The 21,748-nt window shown below is 66.9% G+C and carries 20 protein-coding genes; 7 read left to right on the top strand and 13 right to left on the bottom strand.

What is annotated here, in order from left to right:
* Nucleotides 1-70 precede the first annotated feature (70 nt).
* Nucleotides 71-697, top strand: a complete 627-nt coding sequence (locus QX048_RS27890; RefSeq protein ID WP_316200783.1) for a peptidoglycan recognition family protein — start codon at nucleotides 71-73, stop codon at nucleotides 695-697.
* Between the two features lie 335 nt (nucleotides 698-1,032).
* On the opposite strand, the gene QX048_RS27885 is transcribed toward QX048_RS27890, so the two are convergent.
* From QX048_RS27885 to QX048_RS27870, 4 genes are all read right to left on the bottom strand, one after another.
* Nucleotides 1,033-1,353 (bottom strand): hypothetical protein, encoded by a 321-nt coding sequence (locus QX048_RS27885; RefSeq protein ID WP_316187251.1) that lies wholly within the window; start codon nucleotides 1,351-1,353, stop codon nucleotides 1,033-1,035.
* Nucleotides 1,354-1,409: 56 nt separating this feature from the next.
* Complete coding sequence (locus QX048_RS27880) at nucleotides 1,410-2,129, bottom strand: alpha/beta hydrolase (RefSeq protein ID WP_316200782.1); 720 nt, start codon at nucleotides 2,127-2,129, stop codon at nucleotides 1,410-1,412.
* A gap of 176 nt (nucleotides 2,130-2,305) precedes the next feature.
* Nucleotides 2,306-2,773 carry a hypothetical protein gene (locus QX048_RS27875; protein ID WP_315714530.1) on the bottom strand — a complete coding sequence of 156 codons (468 nt, stop codon included), beginning with the start codon at nucleotides 2,771-2,773 and terminating at the stop codon, nucleotides 2,306-2,308.
* A gap of 231 nt (nucleotides 2,774-3,004) precedes the next feature.
* Entirely contained in the window at nucleotides 3,005-4,537 is a 1,533-nt protein-coding gene (locus QX048_RS27870; protein WP_009027335.1) for an acyl-CoA carboxylase subunit beta, read from the bottom strand.
* Nucleotides 4,538-4,662: 125 nt separating this feature from the next.
* Between QX048_RS27870 and QX048_RS27865 the strand changes: the two genes are divergently transcribed.
* Entirely contained in the window at nucleotides 4,663-5,094 is a 432-nt protein-coding gene (locus QX048_RS27865; RefSeq protein ID WP_315827351.1) for a DUF4260 domain-containing protein, read from the top strand.
* Nucleotides 5,095-5,124: 30 nt separating this feature from the next.
* Here the strand turns inward: QX048_RS27865 and QX048_RS27860 are convergent, their stop codons facing one another.
* Entirely contained in the window at nucleotides 5,125-8,265 is a 3,141-nt protein-coding gene (locus QX048_RS27860; protein WP_316200781.1) for an efflux RND transporter permease subunit, read from the bottom strand.
* Nucleotides 8,266-8,289: 24 nt separating this feature from the next.
* Entirely contained in the window at nucleotides 8,290-9,471 is a 1,182-nt protein-coding gene (locus QX048_RS27855) for an efflux RND transporter periplasmic adaptor subunit (RefSeq protein ID WP_316200780.1), read from the bottom strand.
* A 738-nt stretch (nucleotides 9,472-10,209) separates the two neighbouring features.
* On the opposite strand from QX048_RS27855, the gene QX048_RS27850 reads away from it, so the two are divergent.
* Together QX048_RS27850 and QX048_RS27845 are read left to right on the top strand one after the other, a co-directional pair.
* Entirely contained in the window at nucleotides 10,210-11,181 is a 972-nt protein-coding gene (locus QX048_RS27850; protein WP_316187255.1) for a dienelactone hydrolase family protein, read from the top strand.
* A gap of 100 nt (nucleotides 11,182-11,281) precedes the next feature.
* Nucleotides 11,282-11,767, top strand: coding sequence for a hypothetical protein (locus QX048_RS27845; RefSeq protein WP_315714534.1), 486 nt, complete (start codon nucleotides 11,282-11,284; stop codon nucleotides 11,765-11,767).
* A 197-nt stretch (nucleotides 11,768-11,964) separates the two neighbouring features.
* On the opposite strand, the gene blaOXA is transcribed toward QX048_RS27845, so the two are convergent.
* The 4 genes from blaOXA to QX048_RS27825 form a co-directional block, all read right to left on the bottom strand.
* Nucleotides 11,965-12,783, bottom strand: a complete 819-nt coding sequence (blaOXA, locus tag QX048_RS27840) for an OXA-1091 family oxacillin-hydrolyzing class D beta-lactamase (protein WP_316200779.1) — start codon at nucleotides 12,781-12,783, stop codon at nucleotides 11,965-11,967.
* A gap of 85 nt (nucleotides 12,784-12,868) precedes the next feature.
* Nucleotides 12,869-13,150, bottom strand: a complete 282-nt coding sequence (locus QX048_RS27835) for an EscU/YscU/HrcU family type III secretion system export apparatus switch protein (RefSeq protein WP_315714536.1) — start codon at nucleotides 13,148-13,150, stop codon at nucleotides 12,869-12,871.
* On the bottom strand, nucleotides 13,147-14,796 hold the full coding sequence (locus QX048_RS27830) for a flagellar hook-length control protein FliK (protein WP_316164574.1): 1,650 nt from the start codon (nucleotides 14,794-14,796) through the stop codon (nucleotides 13,147-13,149). Before QX048_RS27830 ends, QX048_RS27835 begins: the two co-directional genes overlap by 4 nt.
* A 61-nt stretch (nucleotides 14,797-14,857) precedes the next feature.
* Entirely contained in the window at nucleotides 14,858-15,640 is a 783-nt protein-coding gene (locus QX048_RS27825; protein WP_315749639.1) for an ATP12 family chaperone protein, read from the bottom strand.
* Nucleotides 15,641-15,729: 89 nt separating this feature from the next.
* Here QX048_RS27825 and QX048_RS27820 point away from each other — a divergent pair, with 89 nt between their 5' ends.
* On the top strand, nucleotides 15,730-16,170 hold the full coding sequence (locus QX048_RS27820) for a hypothetical protein (protein WP_315714539.1): 441 nt from the start codon (nucleotides 15,730-15,732) through the stop codon (nucleotides 16,168-16,170).
* Between the two features lie 67 nt (nucleotides 16,171-16,237).
* Nucleotides 16,238-16,405, top strand: a complete 168-nt coding sequence (locus QX048_RS27815; protein ID WP_316164573.1) for an RNA polymerase sigma factor region1.1 domain-containing protein — start codon at nucleotides 16,238-16,240, stop codon at nucleotides 16,403-16,405.
* Nucleotides 16,406-16,420: 15 nt separating this feature from the next.
* Here the strand turns inward: QX048_RS27815 and QX048_RS27810 are convergent, their stop codons facing one another.
* Entirely contained in the window at nucleotides 16,421-17,803 is a 1,383-nt protein-coding gene (locus tag QX048_RS27810; protein ID WP_316164572.1) for an RluA family pseudouridine synthase, read from the bottom strand.
* Nucleotides 17,804-17,908: 105 nt separating this feature from the next.
* On the opposite strand from QX048_RS27810, the gene QX048_RS27805 reads away from it, so the two are divergent.
* A complete protein-coding gene (locus QX048_RS27805; RefSeq protein WP_316164571.1) occupies nucleotides 17,909-18,856 on the top strand; it encodes an alpha/beta hydrolase in 948 nt (315 codons plus the stop codon).
* 109 nt (nucleotides 18,857-18,965) lie between these two features.
* On the opposite strand, the gene QX048_RS27800 is transcribed toward QX048_RS27805, so the two are convergent.
* Nucleotides 18,966-20,300 (bottom strand): replication-associated recombination protein A, encoded by a 1,335-nt coding sequence (locus QX048_RS27800; protein ID WP_315827341.1) that lies wholly within the window; start codon nucleotides 20,298-20,300, stop codon nucleotides 18,966-18,968.
* The gene (locus QX048_RS27795) at nucleotides 20,297-21,691 is read right to left on the bottom strand and encodes a DegQ family serine endoprotease (protein ID WP_315827340.1); all 1,395 of its coding nucleotides are present in this window, start codon (nucleotides 21,689-21,691) and stop codon (nucleotides 20,297-20,299) included. The genes QX048_RS27800 and QX048_RS27795 overlap by 4 nt, the downstream gene beginning before the upstream one ends.
* Nucleotides 21,692-21,748: the final 57 nt, after the last annotated feature.

Genomic DNA, 21,748 nt, shown 5'->3' with positions numbered 1-21,748 from the left:
GACCATTTTCTAGGCACTCCTAATAGCATCCGGATACGCTCTATTCGACTTCAGACCCGAAGGAATGGCCATGGGGAAGCAGCTCGTTTTGTTACTCGCCCTCGCTGCAACCCTTTCGAATTGCAGCGCGACCAGTACCGAGCGGTCCTTTGCTGACCGAAACCCCGATGTTCAGGGCGCGCAGCCGGAGATCGTGCCGCGCGAACAATGGGGAGCGAAACCGGCAAATGGTGGAATGACAGCCCAGACTGTCATTGGCATAATTATACATCATACGGGCGTTCGCAGTAACATCTCGACGAGCATCGAGGCGAAGATGCGCGGCTTGCAGGCATTCTCGCAATCGCCAGGTCGAGTCTCACCATCAAAGTCAAAACCATCCTGGCCCGATGTACCTTATCATTTCTACATCGACGCAAGGGGCTCCATCGCTGAGGGACGGGATGTAAGGTTCGCCGGTGACACTAATACGGGCTACGATCCTAGAGGTTACATTCAGATTGCTGTCGAGGGTGACTTCGAACATGAAGTGGTACGCCCAGGGCAAAGAGAAGCATTGCGAGGCCTAGTGAAGTGGCTCTTAATTCGTTGGAATCTTCCAACGTCCAGCGTCACCATCCACAAACTTCATGCCCCTACCGACTGTCCCGGGCGGAACTTGATACCCGAAATAGAAGCAATCCTGAAGGAGATATAGACCGGTTGAAGATTTTGCCGGCGGGCCTCGACCGCGTGAGACCATCATTTCCGAAAGCGCCGAGAGCATCCAGCACCGGCCTTACGAGTTGGGTGAAATACGCTATTGTCCAAGTGCGCATTGTCCGATTGCTTAGGAACTGCGCAAAATGCGTTTCTTCGTCTTGGCTGAATTGTGCTTAGCTGCTCTTCTGGCCTCAGCCAAAGTGACGCCGTACGAGCGACACCTGCTCGGCCATTGTGCGGATGCTGAAGAAAATTCATCTCCGATTGCGAGCATTTGGTGGCCACTTGCGAATTGATGGCTACCCCAGCTCGATGAGAATGCACCCAAAGTCAAGAATCAACTGGAAATCCGTCCGCCAGTACGAAGCTCTCGCGCGTCCGCGTCACGTCGGGCCAGTCGCGATTGAAGTCGGCGATCAGGCGCTTCATCTCGTCGCCGCCGACGGCGCGCTCCATCGCGTCGATGGCATCGAACTGATACACCGCCTGATGCACCGCCGGATCAGCGAGGCTCCAGACCCGCCACGCCTTGCGCACGCCAAAACTCCTGATCGCGTCGGGCAGATGAACGTCGCGATACCAGCGATCGAACTCATCGCGCCGGGCGGGATCAGGCAGGGTCGCGCGAACGACGAAGATGGCTGACGGCATCGAGTTTCCTCCGAACCATGTTGGTGTTGCCGCGGAGTCTACCTGCAATCGGCCGCTCAGCGAAACCCTGCGGCCAGGCCGACCACCTCCCCGTCGAGCCCGTTGAAGCCGTGATGGCCGCGCGCCTGACAGGGATCCCCCGCCTCCGCGCCGCCCGACAGCCACTTCACCCGCGCGCGGCCGCCCGACCATCTGATGAATGGATCGACGCCCGCCGGCAGCGTGAACTTGCAGCCGTCACTGGTGTGATGAATGACCAGCGTCCGCGGCAAGGCGGAGGGCGAGCCAAGGATCGACATCACGTTCGAGGAGCTGCCGGACTCCGGGCTGAGGAAGCCCGAAGTCAGCACCAGCGCATCCGGCCGGGCACCGCGGGCAATACCTTCCGCGGCGCGCAACGTGCCTCGGCTGGTCCCGATCACCGTCACCGGCCGCTTGATCGCGGCCATGTAGTCCACCGCGGCCTTCAAATCGGTGCTGGCGTCCGCGACCATGACGGCGAGCCCGCGGGCGGCATAGGCGTTGCGCGTGCGCACCAGCTGGTTGCCGAGCAGGCCGTGAATGTCGCCGCGATCGCCGACATTGATGGCGCCGTCGCCGCCGGGCAGCAGGATCACGCTGGCGCGCACCAAGGCCGGCCTGATCAGGGCGACGCGGGAGCCGCCGATCGTCACGGTCTCATCGGCGCCGGCGGCTTGAGCGGCGGCGGCCGATATCATCAGCGCCATGCAGATGCGCACGATCAAAAAACGCGACCTCGCCGTCGTCTCGATCATTGGAGCCTCCCCCGCGCCGACTCGCGCGATGACGGGAGACTATCAGAATCAACGAGGCCCGGAGTGCCTAGGAGTCCGGGCCTCGTCACCTCGCGACCTCGCGCGAGCGAGGCCGGTCGGTATTTGATGAAATCTAGCGCCGGTTCACACGGGTCGCATTGAGCTGGCTCAAAACGTCAGTAGCAGCGGGTGATCGTGACGGAGTGATCGCCGCCGCGGCGTCCCGGCACCGTCACGGTCTGCATCGGGCAGCTCGACACATAGGGGCGATCCGACGGCACGACGTTCGGCGGAAAGCGGTGGACCCAGTCCCACGGGACGTCGTAGGTATAGGTGTAGCGCACATCGGCCGATGTGTGCTCGGGGATCTGCTGCGGCACGGGCTCGCCATAGCCGCCATAGGCGAACGCGCCGGCAGCCGGCAGATAGGAACGATAGCCGCGGTGGTGGTGACGGACGAAGGGCCGCACGCCAGGCGCCGGCGGGACGACTTGGCTTGCCCCCGCCTGACCGGCGGCCACGGGCGCAGCCACGGCAACGCCAGACCGGGCCGACGCGGCCTCGGAGGAGAACACCAGCGCGGCGGCGGCCGCGCAGACGACCAGAACTCTGGAATTCCGATATGCCGATGTTCTAACAGCCATGATACGCGACCCTACTCTTCTGACCCATCAGCGATCGACAAAGGCTAGGCCAGCGGCCCAGTTCCCGCAAACCCTTCGTTAAAGGTTAGTTAAGCCGTAAGCTTAACGCCAGGGGCGAAAACGGCGCAGATTGCCGCGCCGATCCGGCGGAAGCGCGCGGCGGCCGCCAGACTTCGTCAAATACGACGGCGACCCGCCGGTGCGCCGCCCTCCCTGCTCTTCAACCGCCGCTCACAGCGGCAGATTGTCGTGCTTCTTGGCCGGCATCTCCATCTTCTTGTCACGCAGCATGGCGAGCGCACGGGCGATGCGGCGGCGGGTGGAGTGGGGCATGATGACGTCGTCGATGTAGCCACGCTCGGCAGCGATGAACGGCGACAGGAAGCGGTCCTCGTATTCCTTGGTGCGCGCGGCGATCTTCTCCGGATCCGCCATGTCGGCGCGGAAGATGATCTCGACGGCGCCCTTGGCGCCCATCACCGCAATCTGCGCCGTCGGCCAGGCGTAGTTCATGTCGGCGCCGATCTCCTTGGACGCCATGACGTCGAAGGCGCCGCCATAGGCCTTGCGGGTGATCACGGTGACGAGCGGCACCGTGCATTGCGAGTACGCGAACAACAGCTTGGCGCCATGCTTGATCAGGCCGCCATATTCCTGCGCGGTGCCCGGCAGGAAGCCCGGCACGTCGACGAAGGTGACGATCGGGATGTTGAAGGCGTCGCAGAAGCGGACGAAGCGCGCGGCCTTGCGCGAGGCGTCGCTGTCGAGCACGCCGGCCAGCACCATCGGCTGGTTGGCGACGAAGCCCACGGTGCGGCCGGCAATGCGGCCGAAGCCGGTGACGATGTTCTTGGCGAAGCCTTCCGCGATCTCGAAGAAGTCGCCCTCGTCGACGACCTTCAGGATCAGCTCCTTCATGTCGTAGGGCTTGTTCGGATTGTCCGGGATCAGCGTGTCGAGCGACATGTCGACACGCTCGATGTCGTCGAAGCTCGGCCATTCCGGCACCCCGTCGGAGTTGTTCGACGGCAGGAAGTCGATGAGGCGGCGCATCTGCAGCAGCGTCTCGACGTCGTTGTCGAAGGCGCCGTCGGCGATCGAGGAGCGCGTCGCATGCACCGAGGCGCCGCCGAGCTCCTCCGCGGTCACGACCTCGTTGGTGACGGTCTTCACGACATCCGGGCCGGTCACGAACATGTAGCTGGTGTTCTTCACCATGAAGATGAAGTCGGTCATCGCCGGCGAATACACGTCGCCCCCGGCGCACGGGCCCATGATCACCGAGATCTGCGGGATCACGCCGGACGCCAGCACGTTGCGGCGGAACACGTAGGAATAGCCCGCGAGCGCCGCGACGCCCTCCTGGATGCGGGCGCCGCCGGCGTCATAGAGGCCGATGATCGGCGCCCTCGCCTTCATCGCCATGTCCTGCAGCTTGGTGATCTTCAGCGCGTGGGTCTCGGACAAAGAGCCGCCGAACACGGTGAAGTCCTTGGCGAACACAAAAGTCTTGCGGCCGTTGACGGTGCCCCAGCCGGTGACGACGCCATCGCCCGGGACCTTGGTCTTCTCCATGCCGAACTCGGTCGAACGGTGCTCGACGAACATGTCGAACTCCTCGAACGAGCCCTTGTCGAGCAGCAGCTCGATGCGCTCCCGCGCCGTCAGCTTGCCGCGTGCGTGCTGCGCCTCGATGCGCTTCTCGCCGCCGCCGAGCTTGGCGCCTTTGCGGCGCTCCTCGAGGGTGTCCAGGATGTCCTTCATGCGCTTCCCGCCCGTTCCCGATGTCGTGACTGTTGGCGGCCTTCTATCACGGCTATTTCGGAGCCGGAAAGCCGCTTTCGGCCGTGCCGCCCCTCCTCCCACAGTTCGGAATTGGAAGCAGAATCATGGATATGGCCGCTCAACCGGATCTGGTCACTGAGCCTTCCGGCACATCCCATGGCGCCGTCCATGGCGGCCCGCGCCTGCTGCTGCGGCTCGAAGGGCTGGCGCTGGCCGCCGGCGCAGCCGCCTTCTATGCCCACCAGGGCGGGTCGTGGTGGCTGTTCGCGGCGCTGTTTCTGGCTCCGGACACCAGCTTCGCGGCCTATCTCGGCGGACCGCGCGTCGGCGCGGTCGTCTACAATGCCGTCCACAGCACGCTGGCGCCCGCCGCCCTGCTCGCCCTCGGACTGCTGGCCGGACAACCGCTGGTCACGGCGATCGCGACCGTCTGGCTTGCCCATGTCGGCGTCGACCGCCTCGCCGGCTACGGTTTGAAATACGCCGACGGCTTCGGCTTCACCCATCTCGGCCGGATCGGCCGGGCCGCAGCCTGATCGGACGGCGCGTCCCCTGCACGCCCCGGATCAGTGCGCGGCCGACGGCAGCTCCCGGTTCGGCGTCGCCGCGGCCGGCTTGTCGCGGGTGAAGAACCGGATCACCACGACGAAGAACACCGGTACCCAGAGCACCGCGAGGAAGGTCGCCGTGATCATGCCGCCGAGCACGCCCGTGCCCAGCGCCTGCTGGCTCGCGCCACTCGCCCCCGTGGCGATCACCAGCGGCACGACACCGAGGATGAAGGCCAGCGACGTCATGATGATCGGCCGGAAGCGCAGCTCGCAGGCGGTGACGGTCGCCTCGATCAGGGGCATCCCGCGCGCCCGCAGGTCCTTGGCGAACTCGATGATCAGGATCGCGTTCTTCGCCGACAGGCCGATGATGGTGATGACGCCGACGGTGAAATAGACGTCGTTCGGCAGGCCGCGCAGCCAGGCCGCGGCGACCGAGCCGATCAGGCCGAGCGGCACGGCGAGCATGACCGCGAACGGGATCGCCCAGCTCTCGTACAGCGCGGCGAGGCAGAGGAAGACGAACAGGATCGACAGCCCGAGCAGGAACGCGGCCTGCGATCCCGCAAGCTTCTCCTGCAGCGACTGGCCGGTCCAGGCGTAGCCGAAGCCCTTCGGCAAGGTGCCCATCAGCCGCTCCATCTCGGCGATCGCGTCGCCGGAGGTGTAGCCCGGCTTGGGATTGCCGGTGACGCGGACCGACGGGTAGCCGTCGAAGCCGACGACCTGGGTCGGCCCGACCACCCATGACAGGCGGGCGAAGGAGGAGAACGGCACCATCTCGCCGGCCGTGTTGCGCACGCTGTAGGTCAGCAGGTCCTCCGGCTTGAGGCGCTTGTCCTCATTGGCTTGCACGATCACGCGCTGCATGCGGCCGAGATTGAGGAAGTCGTTGATGTAGCTCGAGCCGAGGCTCGTCGACAGCGCGCCGTTGATGGCCGCGAAGGTGACGCCGAGCGCGGCCGCCTTGGGACGGTCGATCTCGAGACGGACCGAGGGCGCTGGCGGCAGCCCCTCGACGCTCAGCTTGCCGAGCACGGGCGAGTTCGCCGCAGCCGCAAACAGCGTATCCTTGGCCGCCATCAGCGCATCATAGCCGCGCTGCGAGCGATCCTGCAGGCGGAAACTGAAGCCGGAGGTGTTGCCGAGATTGTCGATCGGCGGCGGCGCCAGCACCGACACCTCGGCATCACGGATTTTCGCGAACTCCGGATTGAGCTTGGCGATCAGGGCGTCCGCGCTCTGGGCCTTGTTGCGCTCCGACCAGTCCTTCAGCGTCACGAAGGCCTGCGCGGTGTTGGCGCCCTGGCCGTAGAAGCTGAAGCCGGCGACGAACGACACCGTGTCGATGCCGGGCGTCGCGACCAGCTTCTCGTTGACCTCCTGCAAGATGTCGAGGGTCCGGTTGGCGCTGGCATCGGCGGGCGCCAGCACGTCGACCATGACGAAGCCCTGGTCGTCTACCGGCAGGAAGCCGCCGGGCATGCGCCAGAACGAATAGCCGAGCCCCGCCAGGATCAGTGCATAAACGATCATGAAGCGTCCGGCGCGCGCCACGATCCAGCGCGTCGCCTGGCTGTAGCGGTTGGTCGCCGCGGCAAAGCGGCGGTTGAACCAGCCGAAGAAGCCGCGTGCGGCGTGGCCGTGCCCCTTCTCGATCGGCTTCAGCAGGGTCGCGCACAGCGCGGGCGTCAGCGACAGCGCGAGGAACGCCGAGAAGCCGATCGACACCACCATGGCGGCGGAGAACTGCTGATACATGATGCCGACCGAGCCCGGGAAGAAGGCCATCGGCACGAACACGGCCATCAGCACCAGCGTGATGCCGATCACCGCGCCGGTGATCTGATCCATCGCCTTGTCCGTCGCCTCGCGCGGCGGCAGCCCCTCTTCCGCCATGATGCGTTCGACGTTCTCGACCACGACGATGGCGTCGTCCACGAGGATGCCGATCGCGAGCACCATGCCGAACATCGTCAGCACGTTGATGGAGAAGCCGAGCGCGAGCAGCACGCCGCAGGTGCCGAGCAGCGCAATCGGCACCACGATGGTCGGGATCAACGTGTAGCGGATGTTCTGCAGGAACAGGAACATCACCAGGAACACCAGCACGACGGCCTCGCCCAGCGTCATCAGCACCTTCTTGACGGAGGCCGCGATCACCGGGGTCACGTCGTAGGAGACTTCGTACTTCACGCCCGGGGGAAAGAACGCGGCAAGCTCCTCCATCCGCGCCTTGACCGCCTTGGAGGTGGCGAGCGCATTGCCGGCCGGCGCCAGTTGCACCGCGACCGAGGCGGCGGGCTTCCCGTTGAGCCAGGACGAGAACGCATAGGAGAGACCGCCGACCTCGATGCGCGCGACGTCCGCAAGCCGCACGGCCGAGCCATTCAGGTTGGCGCGCAGCACAATGTTGCCGAACTCCTCCGGCGACTCGAGCTGGCCCTTCACCAGCACGGTGTTCTGCACCCGCTGGCGGGTCGGCGACGGCTGCACGCCGAGCTGGCCGGAGGCGACCTGCGCGTTCTGCGCCGCGATCGCCTGATCGACGTCCTGCGGCGTGAGGCCGAGGCCGAGCAGCTTGTCGGGATCGAGCCAGATGCGCATCGCGCGCTCGGTGGCGAACAGCCGCGCACGGCCGACGCCGGGCAGCCGGCGCAGCTCGGGCAGCACGTAGCGCGTCGCGACGTCGCCGAGCCCGATCTCGTCGAGACTGCCGTCGGTCGAGGTCAAGGTGACGAATTGCAGGATGGCGCTGCTCGCCTCGAGAATGACGATGCCCTGCTGCCGCACCGCCTCGGGCAGGCGCGGCTCGATGCGCTTGATGCGGTTCTGGACGTCGACGGAGGCGAGGTCGATGTCGGTCCCCGGCTTGAACGAAGCGAGGATCTCGACCTCGCCGGTGGTGTCGCTGGTCGATTCGTAGTTCAGGATGCCGGCGGCGCCGTTCAGCTCCTCCTCGATCAGGCGCGTGACACTGTAATACAGGTTCTCGGTCGACGCGCCGGGATAGGCGGTCGAAATCGAGATCGAGGGCGGCGCGATGATCGGATACTGCGCCACGGGCAGGAACGGAATCGACAGCACGCCGGCCAGGCAGATGAAGATCGCCACGACCCAGGCAAAGATCGGACGTGCGATGAAGAAGCGCGACATGACAACCTCCGGGCCGTGACTGCGTCAGTTCGAGGCGGACGGCTTGTCGGAGCCGGAAACCTTCCAGGGCACGGCTGTGACGGCACTGCCGGGCGCCACCTTCTGGACGCCGTCGACGACGACGCGCCAGCCGGGCTTGAGGCCATCCTCGATCAGGACGCCGGAGGCGAGCGTGCGCCCGGAACGTACCGGCTGAAGGGTGGCGCGGCCTTCGTCATTGACGACATAGACGGCGCTGCTGCCCGACGTCGTGCGCTGCACAGCCTGCGCCGGGACCACGATGCCGTTGGTATCGATCGCCTCCTCGATCTGCACCCGGACATACATACCGGGCAGCAGCTCGCCTTCGGGATTCGGAAACTCGCCGCGCAACGTCACCTTGGCGGTGCCCGGATCGACGCTGACGTCGGAGAACAGCAGGCGCCCTGCATGCTTGTAGATTGAGCCGTCGTCCAACACGAGGCGGACGCGCGCCGCGTCAGGCGCAACGCTCTTCAGCCGCCCTTCCGCGAGATCGCGCCGCAGTTCGTTCAGCTCGGCAACCGACTGGGTGAAGTCGGCATAGACCGGATCGAGCTGCTGGATGGTGGCGAGATGAGTCGTCTCGTTGGGATTGACCAGCGCGCCTTCGGTGACCAGCGCACGGCCGATGCGGCCGCTGATCGGCGCGCGCACCGTCGCCCAATCAAGATTGAGCTGCGCCTGCGCGACCGCGGCCTTCTGGGCCGCAACGTCGGCCTCGGCCTGGCGCTCGGAGGCAACCGCGAGCTCGTACTGCGCCTGGGACGTGGCCTGGCCGGTCAACAAGGTCTTGAGGCGGTCTTCCTGGCGATCGGCCTGATAGAGCACGGCCTCCGCCTTGGCGAGCGCAGCGCGAGCCTTGTCGAGCTCGACTTGGAACGGCGCCGGATCGATCCGGTACAGCACGGCGCCTGCCTCGACGAGCGCACCCTGCTCGAAGCTGCGCTCGACCACGATGCCGCTGACGCGCGGCCGCACCTCGGCGATCCGCATCGACGTGATCCGCCCCGGCAGGTTCTTGGTCAACGTCACCGGCGCCGCTTCGACCGTGATCACGCCGACCTCGGGCGGGCTCGACGCTTGGGAGGCACCGGAGCCGTCACGGTCGATGCATGCTGCAAGCGTGAGAAACGAGACCGCACAGATCGTCGCGCCCGCCGAACGGATCAATTGCTCTCTCAGCATGAAGTCCATCTTGTTACGTCGCCGGCGCGCATGGATGCTGGACGATTATCGAGGACATCGGATCGCCGAGGATCCGCCGCCCGTCTTCCAGATCGTCGCTCACCAACTCGGCGCGTCGTATGCCACCGTCGCGAGCCGGCGAACGTTCGTGCGCTCCTCATAGGCGAACTGATAGCTGCAATCCAGAATTTTTCCGCAACATGCGGCGACTGCGACAACTGCGCACCATGTATCATCGCAGAAGTCTGCAAGGATGCTGGGCGATATGTCGCGCTTTGCTTCCCGGGCGTTGATGCGGAGTCCGAAAGGCACGAAGAATCCGCAACGACACCGAAAGGATAATGGATCACCCGCAAGTCGGATCACGCGACGCTGACGGTCGATGATCGCCTCGTCCTGATCACGTTACCGGGCGCAGAGGCCGCGATCGCCAAACGGTCGCACCAGCGCCGCGTGATCAGCATACCGCTCTCCGCCGGGCTGCCCGCCCGAGCAACGCACATGCCCCCTCGATCCGTTGTCCACCATGCATCTCACGGGATGGTTTGACAGCGCCATGATCGCTCGTTCTACTTGGTTGCAAAGCCGCGCCACAAGCGGCGAGCCAGGAGGACGGTCATGGAGCGACACCATGGTAGCGCGCCGTTGGTGCTTGCCGCGCGCGCCTGTTTCTGTCTCAGACGCGTATCGCAGACCACCGCTGGACCAGCGCGGCGTTCGGCAGCAACGGCGGTGGTCATGATGCTGCTCGCTGCACTCGGTCCTGGGCTCGGCGGCAGCGCAAGCGCGCAAGGCATCACCAAGGACGTGCCGGCCCGGGTCGAGATGTATCCGATCCCCTCGCTCACGCTATCTGACCGGCAGTTCCTCTCCGGCGACGACGGCGGCAAGCCGGTCACCGTCGTCGGCGAAATGCGCGTGGCGCAGGGCAGCGGCAGGCTGCCGGTGGTGGTGCTGATGCACGGCTCGGGCGGCGTCGGCGCCAACATCGCAGCCTGGAGCCGCACCTTCAATGCAATGGGGATCTCGACCTTCGCGATCGACGGCTTCACCGGGCGCGGCATCACCGCGACCAGCACCAACCAGGCCCAGCTCGGCCGGCTGAACCTGATCATGGACATCTATCGTGCGCTGGACGTGCTGGCGAAGCATCCGCGCGTCGATCCCGAGCGCATCGTGCTGATGGGCTTTTCACGCGGCGGACAGGCGGCGCTGTATGCGAGCCTCCAGCGCTTCCACAAGCGCTGGAACAATTCCGGGCTGCAATTTGCCGCCTACATCCCGTTCTATCCGGACTGCTCGACGACCTATCTCGGTGAGACCGACGTCGTGGCGCGGCCGATCCGGATCTTTCACGGCGGACCGGACGACTACAATCCGGTGCGGACCTGCAAGGCCTATGTCGAGCGGCTGAAGGCAGCGGGCCGCGACGTCGCGCTGACCGAATATCCGGACTCGCCGCACGGCTTCGATCTCGGCCTGCTCGGCGCCAACATGCTCGCCGTCGCGCCGAAGGCGCAGACCGTGCGCAACTGCCGCATCAAGGAGAGCGATGGCGGGATGCTGATCAATGCCGACACGCAGCAGCCCTTCACCTATCAGGACGCCTGCGTCGAGTTCGATCCGCATGTCGGCGGCAATCCGGCCACGGCCGAGGCGGCCCGCCAGGCGGTGACGGATTTCCTGCGCGCACTGTTCAAACTGTCGTGAGCAAAAATAGAACGATTTGGATCAATTCTTGAGGTGACAGGTCGAACGCATCGGGTCTTGCTGCGTTGTCGCTCACTTTTCGACGATGAAACGGAGCCCGATGATGCGCGCCTCTCGCCTTGCGATCCCAACTTTGCTGACCGCCCTCGCCTTGGGCGGCGCGGCCCATGCGGCGCCTGCCGCGCCGTTCCGGGGGCTGGAGGGCTCCTGGACCGGCGGCGGCGTGATCAGCATGTCCGACGGCAACCAGGAGCGGCTGCGCTGCCGCGCGGCCTATGACGTCGGCGGCGCCGGCGAGCAGCTCCGGCTCAACATCCGCTGCGCGAGCGACAGCTACAACATCGACCTCTCCAGCGACGTCGCCTATCGCGGCGGCGAGATCTCGGGGCAATGGAGCGAATCGAGCCACAACGCATCCGGCACGATCGAGGGCCGCGCGGTCGGCAACCGCATCGAAGCCCAGGCGCGCGGGCAGACGTTTTCCGCCGGGCTGTCGCTGACGACGCAGGGACGCCGGCAGACCGTGTCGATCCGCCCGGCGGGCACGGAGATCAGGGGCGTCGACCTGGAGCTGGCGCGGAGATAGGCCACCAACATTTCCGCGTCATTGCGCGCGAAGCGGCGAAGCGAAGCGATCCCGAGTCCCTCGATGACTCTGGATTGCTTCGTCGCTTCGCTCTTCGCAATGACGACAGTGTCCTGGTCTTCGAGGAACTCACGTTCGCTGGTCCCGGATATCGCTGCGCCCATCCGGGCTACGCCACGACACCACGGCAGTTCGATTCACACCGCGCCGATGTCCTTCAGGCACGCCTGCGCCAGCGTCATCCGAGCCTCGACGTGGCGCGGCTCCGGACAGTCCATGTTGAGCGCGAACACGGTCGGCTGGTCTCCCTTGTCGACCCAGCCGACCATCCAGCCGAGCGCCCCCTGTTCCTTGCCGAGCAGTCCGGACTTGAAGTGAATGACGGCATCGCCGACCTTGGTCACGGGGATGATGTCGCGGGTCAGATCCTGGCTGCGCTTGGAGACCTGAAGCGCGCCACGCCTGAGGCGATCGATGAAATCGACCTGCTCGACGGGATCGATGCGAAGCGCGCCTGTCAGCCAGAACTGGTCGATGCCGCCGCCGATGTCGTGATTGCCGTAGTCGAGCTCCTCGAGATATTTCTGCATCCGCTCAGCGCCGATGCGGCGCGCGATCTCCTGATAGACCGGCACGGCGGAGACCGCGATCGCGCTGCGCAAGGTGTGATCCTTGTTCCAGGCCTCGATCGATCTCGTGACGCCATCCCATTTGAACACATCCTTGTCGGGATCCTCGACAACGCCCGTCTCCAGCGCGATCAGCGAGTTCGCGATCTTGAAGGTCGAGGCCGGCAGCCTTGCCTCGCCGGAGCGATCGGTGTCGCTGGCGATGACGAGATATTCCTCGACCTTGTAGGCCAGGAAAGTCCCCTTGGTGCCTTCGTCGGTGAAGCGCTTGGCGAGATCGCCGCGGATCTCGTTGCGCGGCGGCGCGACATGCGCGAATGAACGTGTGGGCAGCAGGCTGGCGCCGGTCATCAGGGCGAGCACGTGGCGGCGACTCATCATGGGCATCGCGAATTTCTCCGTCGTCGTCGGCTCCTCCCTATCACAGGGCGGTGACGACCGACGCATGACGGAGATCACAAATGCGACGCGCTCAGCGCATCGGCCGCGACAGGTTGAGCACGAACACCAGCACCTCGGCGACGGCCTTGTAGAGCTCCTCCGGGATCTCGTCGCCGAGTTCGACGTTGGAGAGCGCGCCGGCCAGCACCTCGTTCTCCTCGATCGGGATGTCGTGCGCCTTCGCGACCTCGATGATCTTGGCGCCGATCGTGCCCTTGCCCTTGGCGACGACGCGCGGCGCGCCCTGGCCCTTGTCATAGTGCAAGGCGACGGCGAGCTGGGTCTTGTTGGCGGCCTTCACCTCGATGCTCATAGCGCGCGATCCAGGAAATGGCCGGCCCTGGGCGGCATCGCCGCCGGCGGCGCGCCGTCCTGCACCACGAGATCGCCCGGCGAGAGCTCGGCACGGCTGAGGGCCTGGCTCAGTTCGGAGAGACCGGCGCGCAAGCGCGCGGCGGTGACCGGACGCTCGGCCCACATCCGCACGGAGGTGCGCTCGGCGCTGAAGCTGATCATCGCATGCACCGGGCCGGCCGGCTCGACGTCGAGCGAGAAGCGCGCCCGCCAGACGCGCTTGGCGGCGTCCGGCGATTGCGTGCCGCCGTCGCGCGAGATCTCGAACTGCGCCATGGCCGTGCCCTGCGGGGTAGCGAAGGGAATCTCGAAGTTCCAGCGCGGCGGCGCGGGATCGGTGCGCGCGGTCGAGGCGTCCGGACGATCCGGCAGCGAGGCGACCTGCAGCAGGGTCTGGCGCGACAGCGCCTGGTCGGTCTCGTCGAGCAGGCGGTGCGCGATCGCCGGCAGCGGCGTGTCCGGGCCGAGCGTCGGCGCCGCCACGGCCTGCGGCATCGGTGCAGCCCCGCGGAACGGCGGCGGCGGCGTGTTGGTGCGCACGACCATATCGGCGCGACCATTGGCGTTGCGTCCGGGAACGAGGCCGGCGGCGCGCGGAATCTGCTGCTGCGCTTCCTGCAGCACGGCCAGCACCGTGCCGGGCGTGAGCGACTGCGCCTTGGCGCCCGTCAGGGCCTCGATCAGCGCCGAGCCGGTGAAGCCGGCAGACGCGGCGTCGGGCCGCCCCATTCCCGTGGCCCAGGGCTGGGGCGGCAGCTCGATCTCGATGTCGGGCACCAGCGGGGGTGCGCCGCTCTGTTGCTGCGCGGCGGCGGCGCGGCCGGCCTCGGACAGCACCGAGGCGTAGGAGCCACCGGGCGACGGCTGCGTGGACGCCGCCATGCCGGGCTCGGCGGTCTGCAGCACCGTCGCCAGCGTCTGGCGCAGCACGATCAGCGCCGCCTTCAGGTCGGGCGTGCCGGCACCGGCGGCGCCATTGGCGAGCGAGGATTCCAGGAACAGGCCGGAATGCTGCACGGCGCTCTGCACATCCTCCGCGGTCAGCGCCGGCGATAGCTGGGTCTGCTGTGCCAGCACCTGGGCCACGGCGGCGCGCAAGGCCGGTGGAAGGTTCGGCGAGTCGGCGACGGCCTGGAGATCGGCGAACAATTGGCCCTGGCTGCCCTGACGGGTCGCCGCCTCCTCGCTGGCAATCGACAATGCGAGCCGCTCCAGCCCGGTCAGCGGATCCGGCGGCGGAGGCAACGCCGGCGCCAGCCGGCCGGTGACGTCGACGACGGTGGCGGCCGGCGTCGGGGTGCCGGTGGTGCCAGCGGCAGCGCTGCCGCCTTGCCCGACGATGGCGAGCTGCAGCCCTTGCGCGGTCTGCGACACGGCGACCTGCACCGTCTGGCCGGCCTGCAGCGGCAGCTCGCTCGCGAGCTCCATCGACAGGTTTCCGATCGCGACTTGGACCAGATTCTCGGCGAGCACCTGCTGCACCCTGGCGCTGACCAGTGCGCCGGCCTGCAGCGTGGTTGCTGCCGCCACCGTGGATCCGGCCGGCGAGCTGCCGACGCCGCGGACGGCGCTCACGGAAGGCGGCGGGGTGACACTCTGGACCATGCGCGTACTCGGGTTACGCGCACAGCCTAGCGGTTGCCCCTAAACCCGGCGTTAACCGGCCTCAGAGCGCGGCGTCGACCGCCTGGAGGATGCGGACGGCGGCCTCGTAGTCGATCTGCTTGGCGGCGCGGCGGCTCATCGCCTCCTCGTCGGCCCCCCATTGCGCGACGTTCCAGTCCTCGTCGACATGGGCTGCCGCCCAGATCTGGCCAGGGTCGCGCACCCCATGAACCAGCGCCAGCGCCAGCAGCGCCGAGCCGGTCAGTGTGGTGACGACATGCGCCGCCGCCACCGTCCACGGGCCGGTCGGCAGCGCACCGCGCGCCGCCTGCACCGCAGCCTCCGGTTGGGTCACATGCATGATGCCTTCGGACAGGATGAAATGCGCGCCGAGACTATCGCGGGCCCAGTCCAGCACCGGGTCCCAATGCTCGGCCTCGCGCGCGACCAGCCCCTCAGGATGACCGGCCCGGTAGAACAACAGGTCGGATTGGAGATATTTGGCAATGTCCTCGCGCACGTCATCGGTGCGGTCGACCACCGACTGCACGACGCTGTTGGCGAACCGCGTCAGCGGCATCGTGGCGGGATCGATGTTCTCACCCTGGGCCTGCCACTCGGCGGCCACGGCCGCCGCCAGCTCCCCGGCGGGAACGATGACGACGCGCCCCGACGGCGTGCGGATCGGCCGGCCGTCGAGGGTCACGTTGAAGCCGCCCTCGGCGGCGGCGGTCCCGGCCTCCTTGTAGAAGCGCTTGCGCAGCGGCGTCCGCATCGCCTGGCGCGCCGATTCCTGCGGATCGAGCGGCGACCGGCCGACGACGTCGTCAAACAGTTCACGCATCAGAATTCCAGCCCTCTCGCGGGATGATCACACGGGATCCGTTGTTTTCGCGGTAGATAAGCCCTGTCCGCCCGAAATGCGAGCTGCCGATGCGTCCCCTGCTCTCCGCTCTCGTCCTGCTCGGCAGCACCGTCCCAGCCGCGGCCGGCTTCCGCACGCCGGAATCGCTGGTGCGCAACGTCTATGCGCATTACGGCCGGGGCGCGCCGGAGCTCTCCGCCGGGCTGCCGCGGACGGCCGAGGTCGCACGGCAGTTCTTCGATCCGAGCCTCGCCAGGGCCTGGACGGCGCCGCGGCGTGAGCCCTACGATTTCCTGGTGCAGAGCCCGCGCTGGAAGCTCGGCCCGGTCGCGATCTCGATTGTGCGCAGGCAGTTCGACAAGACCTATGTCGCCGCCAGCTTCGACAACCAGGGCCACCGCGTGACGATGAACTTCATCGTGGTCAAGGGGCCGGACGGCTGGGTCATCCTCGATGTCGAAACCCCGCACGATTCGCTCACACTGTTCCTGGAGCAGTTCCGGAACTGAAGGCCGCAGCGGAAACCGATTCTCCTCCCCTTAAGCAGAGGCTGCAAAGAGGAGGACGACCATGAACATGCCGGAGATCGTTCGCCGGCTGATCGCGATGAGCGAGCAGGATGGCAAGATCACCTTCGACGAGTTGAACGCGCTGTGCGGATGGGACATGCCGCCCGAGGATATCGAAAACATCTTCTGCGCGCTGCGGGACGCGGGCATTCAACTCGTCGAACAGAGAGGCTGAGCGCTCCGGAGCCGCTCACTCCTCCGGCGCGTTCTCGATCGGGTCGAAGCGGTCATGCTCGAGGCCGAGCAGGTTCCACGACTGCAGCATGTGCGGCGGCAGCGGCGCGGTGGCGTCGATGAACCCGCCGCGCGGATGCGGGATGACGATGCGGCGCGCCAAGAGATGCAGCCGGTTCTGCAGGCCGCCGGGCAGCGCCCAGTTCTCGATGTTGAAATATTTGGGATCGCCGACGATGGGGTGGCCGATATGGGCCATGTGCGCGCGCAACTGATGGGTGCGCCCCGTCACCGGCTTCAAGGAAACCCAGGCGAGCTTGTTGGCCGAGGCCTCGACCACGGCGTAGTAGGTCACGGCGTGGCTGGCGCCCTCGTCGCCATGCGCGGCGACGCGCATGATGGTGTCGTCCTCGCTCTCCTCCTTGGCAAGATACGTGGAGATGCGGCCCTGCTTGGGCTTGGGCACGCCCGCCACCAGCGCCCAGTAGATCTTGCGCGCGGAACGGCTGCGAAAGGCGCCGGTCAGATGCGTGGCGGCGAAGCGGGTCTTGGCGATCAGGAGGCAGCCGGAGGTCTCGCGGTCGATGCGGTGCACGAGCCGCGGCTTCTGGCCCTTGGCGTCGCGCATCACCTCCAGCATCTGGTCGATGTGGCGGGTCATGCCGGAGCCGCCCTGCACCGCGAGTCCCGCGGGCTTGTTGAGGACGAGCACGTCGTCATCCTCATACAGCGTCATCGCCTTGAGGCTCTCCAGCGTCTTTCGCTCGCCCTCGGAGAGGCCGGCGCGCTCCTTCGGCGCATCGAGCTTGAGCGGCGGAATGCGGACGCTCTGGCCTTCCTTCAGGCGGTCCTTGGAGTCGGCGCGCTTGCCATCGACGCGTAGCTCGCCTTTGCGGACGATGCGCTGGATGTGGGAGAACGACAGACCGGGGAAGCGCGCCTCGAGGAAGCGGTCGACGCGCATGTTGTTCTCGTCGGCGGTGACGACGACGGTCTGCACCTTCGTCGGCAGCAGCGGCGTCTCCGGCTCGACCTTCTTCGGCGGCGGCGCCGCAGGCCTGCGCTCGGCATGCTCCGAGCTGAACCGCGCCGGCTTGCCGGCGCCGGCGCGCTTGGCCGGCGGCTGTTTGCGCGGCGCGAAGCTGTCGCGGCGATCCTCTCCCTCGGCGCGCGGCGCACGGCTGCGCTCGGCTTTACCGCGCCCGAAATCGCCGCGCGGTGCCGCCTCGCGGTCACCGGCAAAACGGTCGCGCCGCGGCCGCTCGGCATCGGGACGCTTCGCAGACTCACGCTTGGCCGCGGCGCCTTGGCTGCGGGCCGCCTCGGCCTTCGGCCGCTCGTTGCGGCGATCGGTCGGGCGATCGGATCGGGTCTGGGTTCGCTTGATACGGCGGCTCATGGCAGGTTGCGTATCTCAAAAGCCACTGCCAGTCACGGCGAAATCGCGATAAATCCGCTTGTGAGTCGGCCCCTTGGGCCATCGATACTGATCGGAGCGAATCGAATGACGCTCACGCGACTGGGCCTGGCGATCCTGGCAGCCACGCTGGCGACGACCGCCACGCAGGCGCAGCAGAGCCCGATGCCCGACGACATCGCCTGGAAGCTGATCGAGATCGGCCGGGTCATCGCCCCGCCGAAGACCGCCGCGATCTACGCACCGCTGCAGGCCAAGGAACCCTACACCGGCGTCAAGGTGCAGCGCGATGTGAGATACGGCACGGCCGAACGCAATCTGCTCGACGTCTTCACACCGGATGCCGCGGCCCCGCCCCGGCCCATGCTGATCTTCGTGCATGGCGGCGCCTTCATCGGTGGCAACAAGCGCACCACGCCGGACGGCCCGTTCTACGACAACATCATGCTATGGGCGGTGAAGAGCGGCTTCGTCGGCGTCGACATCACCTACCGCCTCGCGCCGAAATTCCCCTGGCCTGCCGGCGTCGAGGACGTCGCCAGCGCGGTGCAATGGGTGGTCGCCCACGCCGCCGAGAACGGCGGCGATCCCGCGCGCATCTATCTGATGGGCCATTCGGCCGGCGCGGTGCACGTCGCGACCTATGTGGCGCATCCCGAATTCCACAAGGTCGCCGGCGGCGGCCTTGCGGGCGCGATCATGGCCTCGGGCGTCTACGACCTCACCGCGACGCCGCTCGGCGACCAGGAGATGGCCTATTTCGGCACCGATCCCTCGCGCTTCAAGGAGCGCTCGTCGCTATCAGGCCTGCAAGCCTCGAGTCTGCCGCTGATGATCGTCTCCGCCGAGCTCGACCCGCCGCGCTTCGTCGAGCAGTTCGACCTGTTGAAGCAGGCCGCCTGCAAACGGCCATCCGGCTGCGCCCGCGCGGTGATGCTGCCGCAGCACAGCCACATGTCCGAGGTGTATGCGATCAATACCGAGGACGACCGACTGACGCGGGAGATCGCGGAGTTCGTACAGACGGGCAAGTAGTTGATGGTCACTTGGCATAGCGGTCTCCGAGTCAGGCGTCCGCAGGAGAGCTCGGTGTTTCCCGGCAAGCGGGCCGAGGTGAACCGAGCAAGCCGCAAGGTCAGCGATGCTACCCGCCCCGCTCCTTCCTCAGCTTCGCCCAATAATCCAGCCGTTTCCTGATCTCGCGCTCGAAGCCGCGCTCGGGGGGATCGTAGAACTGCTGGCGGCCGAGGGCGTCGGGGAAGTAGTCCTGCCCCGAAAACGCGTCGGGCGTGTCGTGGTCGTACTGATAGCCGGTGCCGTAGCCTTCGCTCTGCATCAGCTTGGTCGGGGCATTCAAGATGTGCTTGGGCGGCAGCAGCGAGCCGCCCTCCTTCGCCACGCGCTTGGCGGCGCCGAACGCCTTGTAGGCGGCGTTGGATTTCGGCGCGGTCGCCACATAGATCACGGCCTGCGCGATCGCGAGCTCGCCTTCGGGCGAGCCCAGGAAATCATAGGCGTCCTTGGCGGCGTTGGCGATGACCAGCGCCTGGGGATCGGCGAGGCCGATGTCCTCCACGGCCATGCGCACGATGCGGCGGGCGAGGAACAGCGGGTCCTCGCCGGCGTCGAGCATGCGGGCGAAGTAGTACAGCGCGGCATCGGGATCCGAGCCGCGCACCGATTTGTGCATGGCCGAGATCAGGTTGTAGTGGCCGTCGGCGGACTTGTCGTAGATCGGCGCGCGGCGCTGCAGGATGTCCTGCAGCTGCACCGCGTTGAAGATCTCGTCCTTGCGCGCCGAGCGCCAGACCTCCTCGGCGAGCGTCAGCGCGGCGCGGCCGTCGCCGTCGGCCATGCGGATCAGCACGGCGCGCGCCTCGTCATCGAGCGGCAGCTTGCGGCCCTCGACCGCCTCTGCGTTGCTGTAGAGCTTCTCGATCGCGGCGGCATCGAGCGAGTGGAACACCAGCACGCGCGAACGCGACAGCAGAGCGGCGTTGAGCTCGAAGGACGGGTTCTCCGTGGTCGCGCCGACCAGCACGACGGTGCCATCCTCCATCACCGGCAGGAAGGAATCCTGCTGAGCGCGGTTGAAGCGATGCACCTCGTCGACGAACAGCAGCGTGCCCTGCCCGGTCTCGCGCCGCGCGCGCGCCGCGTCGAACACCTTCTTCAAATCGGCGACGCCGGAGAACACCGCCGAGATCTGCTCGAAATGCAACTCCGTGGCGTCGGCCAACAGCCGCGCCACGGTGGTCTTGCCGGTGCCGGGCGGGCCCCAGAAGATCAGCGAGCCTAGCGTGCGCGTCTCCAGCATGCGCGTCAGCGCGCCGTCCGGCCCGAGGATATGATCCTGCCCGACGACGTCGGACAGCTTGTGCGGGCGCAGCCGCTCCGGCAGCGGCCGTGGCGCATCGTGCTCCATCCCCGCCGCAGCGAAGAGGCTCGGGCCTCCCTGCTGGGGACGCTTCGGGCTCATCCGCCGAGCGTGACGTTGATCTGCTGGCCGCCGCGCAGCACGGTGATGCGCCAGATGCGGGCGGCCTCGCGCGAGGCCTTGTCGAGATCGGCGGTCTTGGCGATCTTCTGGTTGTTCACGGCCATGATGACGTCGCCCTTCTGGAAGCCGACATTGGCGGCGGTGGTGCCGTCGCCCGGCTCGAGCACCACCACGCCCTCGGTGTCGGCATCGAGGTGCAGCTCGTCGGCGACCGCCGGCGAGATGTTGGCGACCTTCGCGCCCTGGAATGGCGAGCGGCCGTTGATGACCATCTCGTTGCGCCCGGTGTCCGGTGCGGTCTCCAGCGCGACCGCGACCTTCACCGGCTTGCCGCCGCGTTGCACCTCGATCTGCGCAGTGCCGCCGAGCGGACGGGTCGCAAAACGGTAGTCGAACGCGTTGGGATCATCGACGGGCTGGCCGTCGATCGACACGATCAGGTCCGACGACTTGATGCCCGCCTTCGCCGCCGGGCTGTTCGCGACCACCGAGGCGACCAGCGCGCCGGTCGGCGAGCGCAGGCCGAGGCTCTCGGCGATCTCGGGCGTCACCGCCTGCAGCCGCGCGCCGAGCCAGGGGCGCTTCACCGCCTTGCCGCCGCTCTTGGCCGAGGCCACGACGACGCGCACCATGTTCGCAGGAATGGCAAAGCCGATGCCCTGCGAGCCGCCGGATTTGGAATAGATCGCGGTGTTGATGCCGACGAGACGGCCGTTGATATCGACCAACGCACCGCCCGAATTACCGGGATTGATCGCGGCATCGGTCTGGATGAAGAACTGATAGTCGGTGATGCCGACCTGTGTGCGCGCCAGCGCCGAGACGATGCCGTGCGTCACGGTCTGGCCGACGCCGAACGGATTGCCGATCGCCAGCACGATGTCGCCGACCAGCAGATCGTCGGAATTGGCGAGGTCGAGCGTCGGAAACTGCTCCTTGGTGCCCTTCAGCTTGAGCACGGCGAGATCGGTACGGCTGTCCTTCAGCACGATCTCGGCCTCGAACTCGCGCTTGTCGGCGAGCGAAACCTTCACCTCGTCGGCGCCCTCGATCACATGCACGTTGGTGACGACGAGACCCGACGCATCGATCATCACGCCCGAGCCGAGCGAGCGCTGCATCTGCTCCTGCGGCCCGCCCTGCAGACCGAAGAAGCGACGGAAGATCGGATCGTCGAGAAAGGGATTGCGGTTCTGCACCACCTTGGCGGCGTAGACGTTGACGACCGCCGGCTGCACGCGCTGCACGATCGGCGCATACGACAGCCGCAGCTCGGCCTGGGACTGCGGCACGCGCCGGTCCTGCGCCGCGAGCGGGGACGCGGCCAGCAGGGACAGCAGCAGGACCAGTGTGGAGCGAATCAACGACATGCGAACAATCCTGAAAAATGGCGGTTTCGATATAAGCGGAACGGCCGGTGCGGCCAA

This window comes from Bradyrhizobium sp. SZCCHNS30572, from assembly GCF_032484415.1.
GTDB lineage: Bacteria > Pseudomonadota > Alphaproteobacteria > Rhizobiales > Xanthobacteraceae > Bradyrhizobium.
The sequence above is the reverse complement of the archived record's forward strand: the minus strand, read 5'-3'. Positions and strand labels throughout refer to the sequence as shown.

Bases quoted from the DNA above. Each gene is read 5' to 3' on its own strand.
- QX048_RS27870 (WP_009027335.1), bottom strand. From the start codon at position 4,537: ATGAAGGACATCCTGGACACCCTCGAGGAGCGCCGCAAAGGCGCCAAG.
- QX048_RS27885 (WP_316187251.1), bottom strand. From the start codon at position 1,353: ATGCCGTCAGCCATCTTCGTCGTTCGCGCGACCCTGCCTGATCCCGCC.
- QX048_RS27890 (WP_316200783.1), top strand. From the start codon at position 71: ATGGGGAAGCAGCTCGTTTTGTTACTCGCCCTCGCTGCAACCCTTTCG.
- QX048_RS27875 (WP_315714530.1), bottom strand. From the start codon at position 2,773: ATGGCTGTTAGAACATCGGCATATCGGAATTCCAGAGTTCTGGTCGTC.
- QX048_RS27795 (WP_315827340.1), bottom strand. From the start codon at position 21,691: ATGTCGTTGATTCGCTCCACACTGGTCCTGCTGCTGTCCCTGCTGGCC.
- blaOXA (WP_316200779.1), bottom strand. From the start codon at position 12,783: ATGCCCATGATGAGTCGCCGCCACGTGCTCGCCCTGATGACCGGCGCC.
- QX048_RS27820 (WP_315714539.1), top strand. From the start codon at position 15,730: ATGCGTCCCCTGCTCTCCGCTCTCGTCCTGCTCGGCAGCACCGTCCCA.
- QX048_RS27825 (WP_315749639.1), bottom strand. From the start codon at position 15,640: ATGCGTGAACTGTTTGACGACGTCGTCGGCCGGTCGCCGCTCGATCCG.
- QX048_RS27850 (WP_316187255.1), top strand. From the start codon at position 10,210: ATGATGCTGCTCGCTGCACTCGGTCCTGGGCTCGGCGGCAGCGCAAGC.
- QX048_RS27800 (WP_315827341.1), bottom strand. From the start codon at position 20,300: ATGAGCCCGAAGCGTCCCCAGCAGGGAGGCCCGAGCCTCTTCGCTGCG.
- QX048_RS27845 (WP_315714534.1), top strand. From the start codon at position 11,282: ATGATGCGCGCCTCTCGCCTTGCGATCCCAACTTTGCTGACCGCCCTC.
- QX048_RS27880 (WP_316200782.1), bottom strand. From the start codon at position 2,129: ATGATCGAGACGACGGCGAGGTCGCGTTTTTTGATCGTGCGCATCTGC.
- QX048_RS27865 (WP_315827351.1), top strand. From the start codon at position 4,663: ATGGATATGGCCGCTCAACCGGATCTGGTCACTGAGCCTTCCGGCACA.
- QX048_RS27815 (WP_316164573.1), top strand. From the start codon at position 16,238: ATGCCGGAGATCGTTCGCCGGCTGATCGCGATGAGCGAGCAGGATGGC.
- QX048_RS27830 (WP_316164574.1), bottom strand. From the start codon at position 14,796: ATGGTCCAGAGTGTCACCCCGCCGCCTTCCGTGAGCGCCGTCCGCGGC.
- QX048_RS27805 (WP_316164571.1), top strand. From the start codon at position 17,909: ATGACGCTCACGCGACTGGGCCTGGCGATCCTGGCAGCCACGCTGGCG.
- QX048_RS27860 (WP_316200781.1), bottom strand. From the start codon at position 8,265: ATGTCGCGCTTCTTCATCGCACGTCCGATCTTTGCCTGGGTCGTGGCG.
- QX048_RS27855 (WP_316200780.1), bottom strand. From the start codon at position 9,471: ATGCTGAGAGAGCAATTGATCCGTTCGGCGGGCGCGACGATCTGTGCG.
- QX048_RS27810 (WP_316164572.1), bottom strand. From the start codon at position 17,803: ATGAGCCGCCGTATCAAGCGAACCCAGACCCGATCCGATCGCCCGACC.
- QX048_RS27835 (WP_315714536.1), bottom strand. From the start codon at position 13,150: ATGAGCATCGAGGTGAAGGCCGCCAACAAGACCCAGCTCGCCGTCGCC.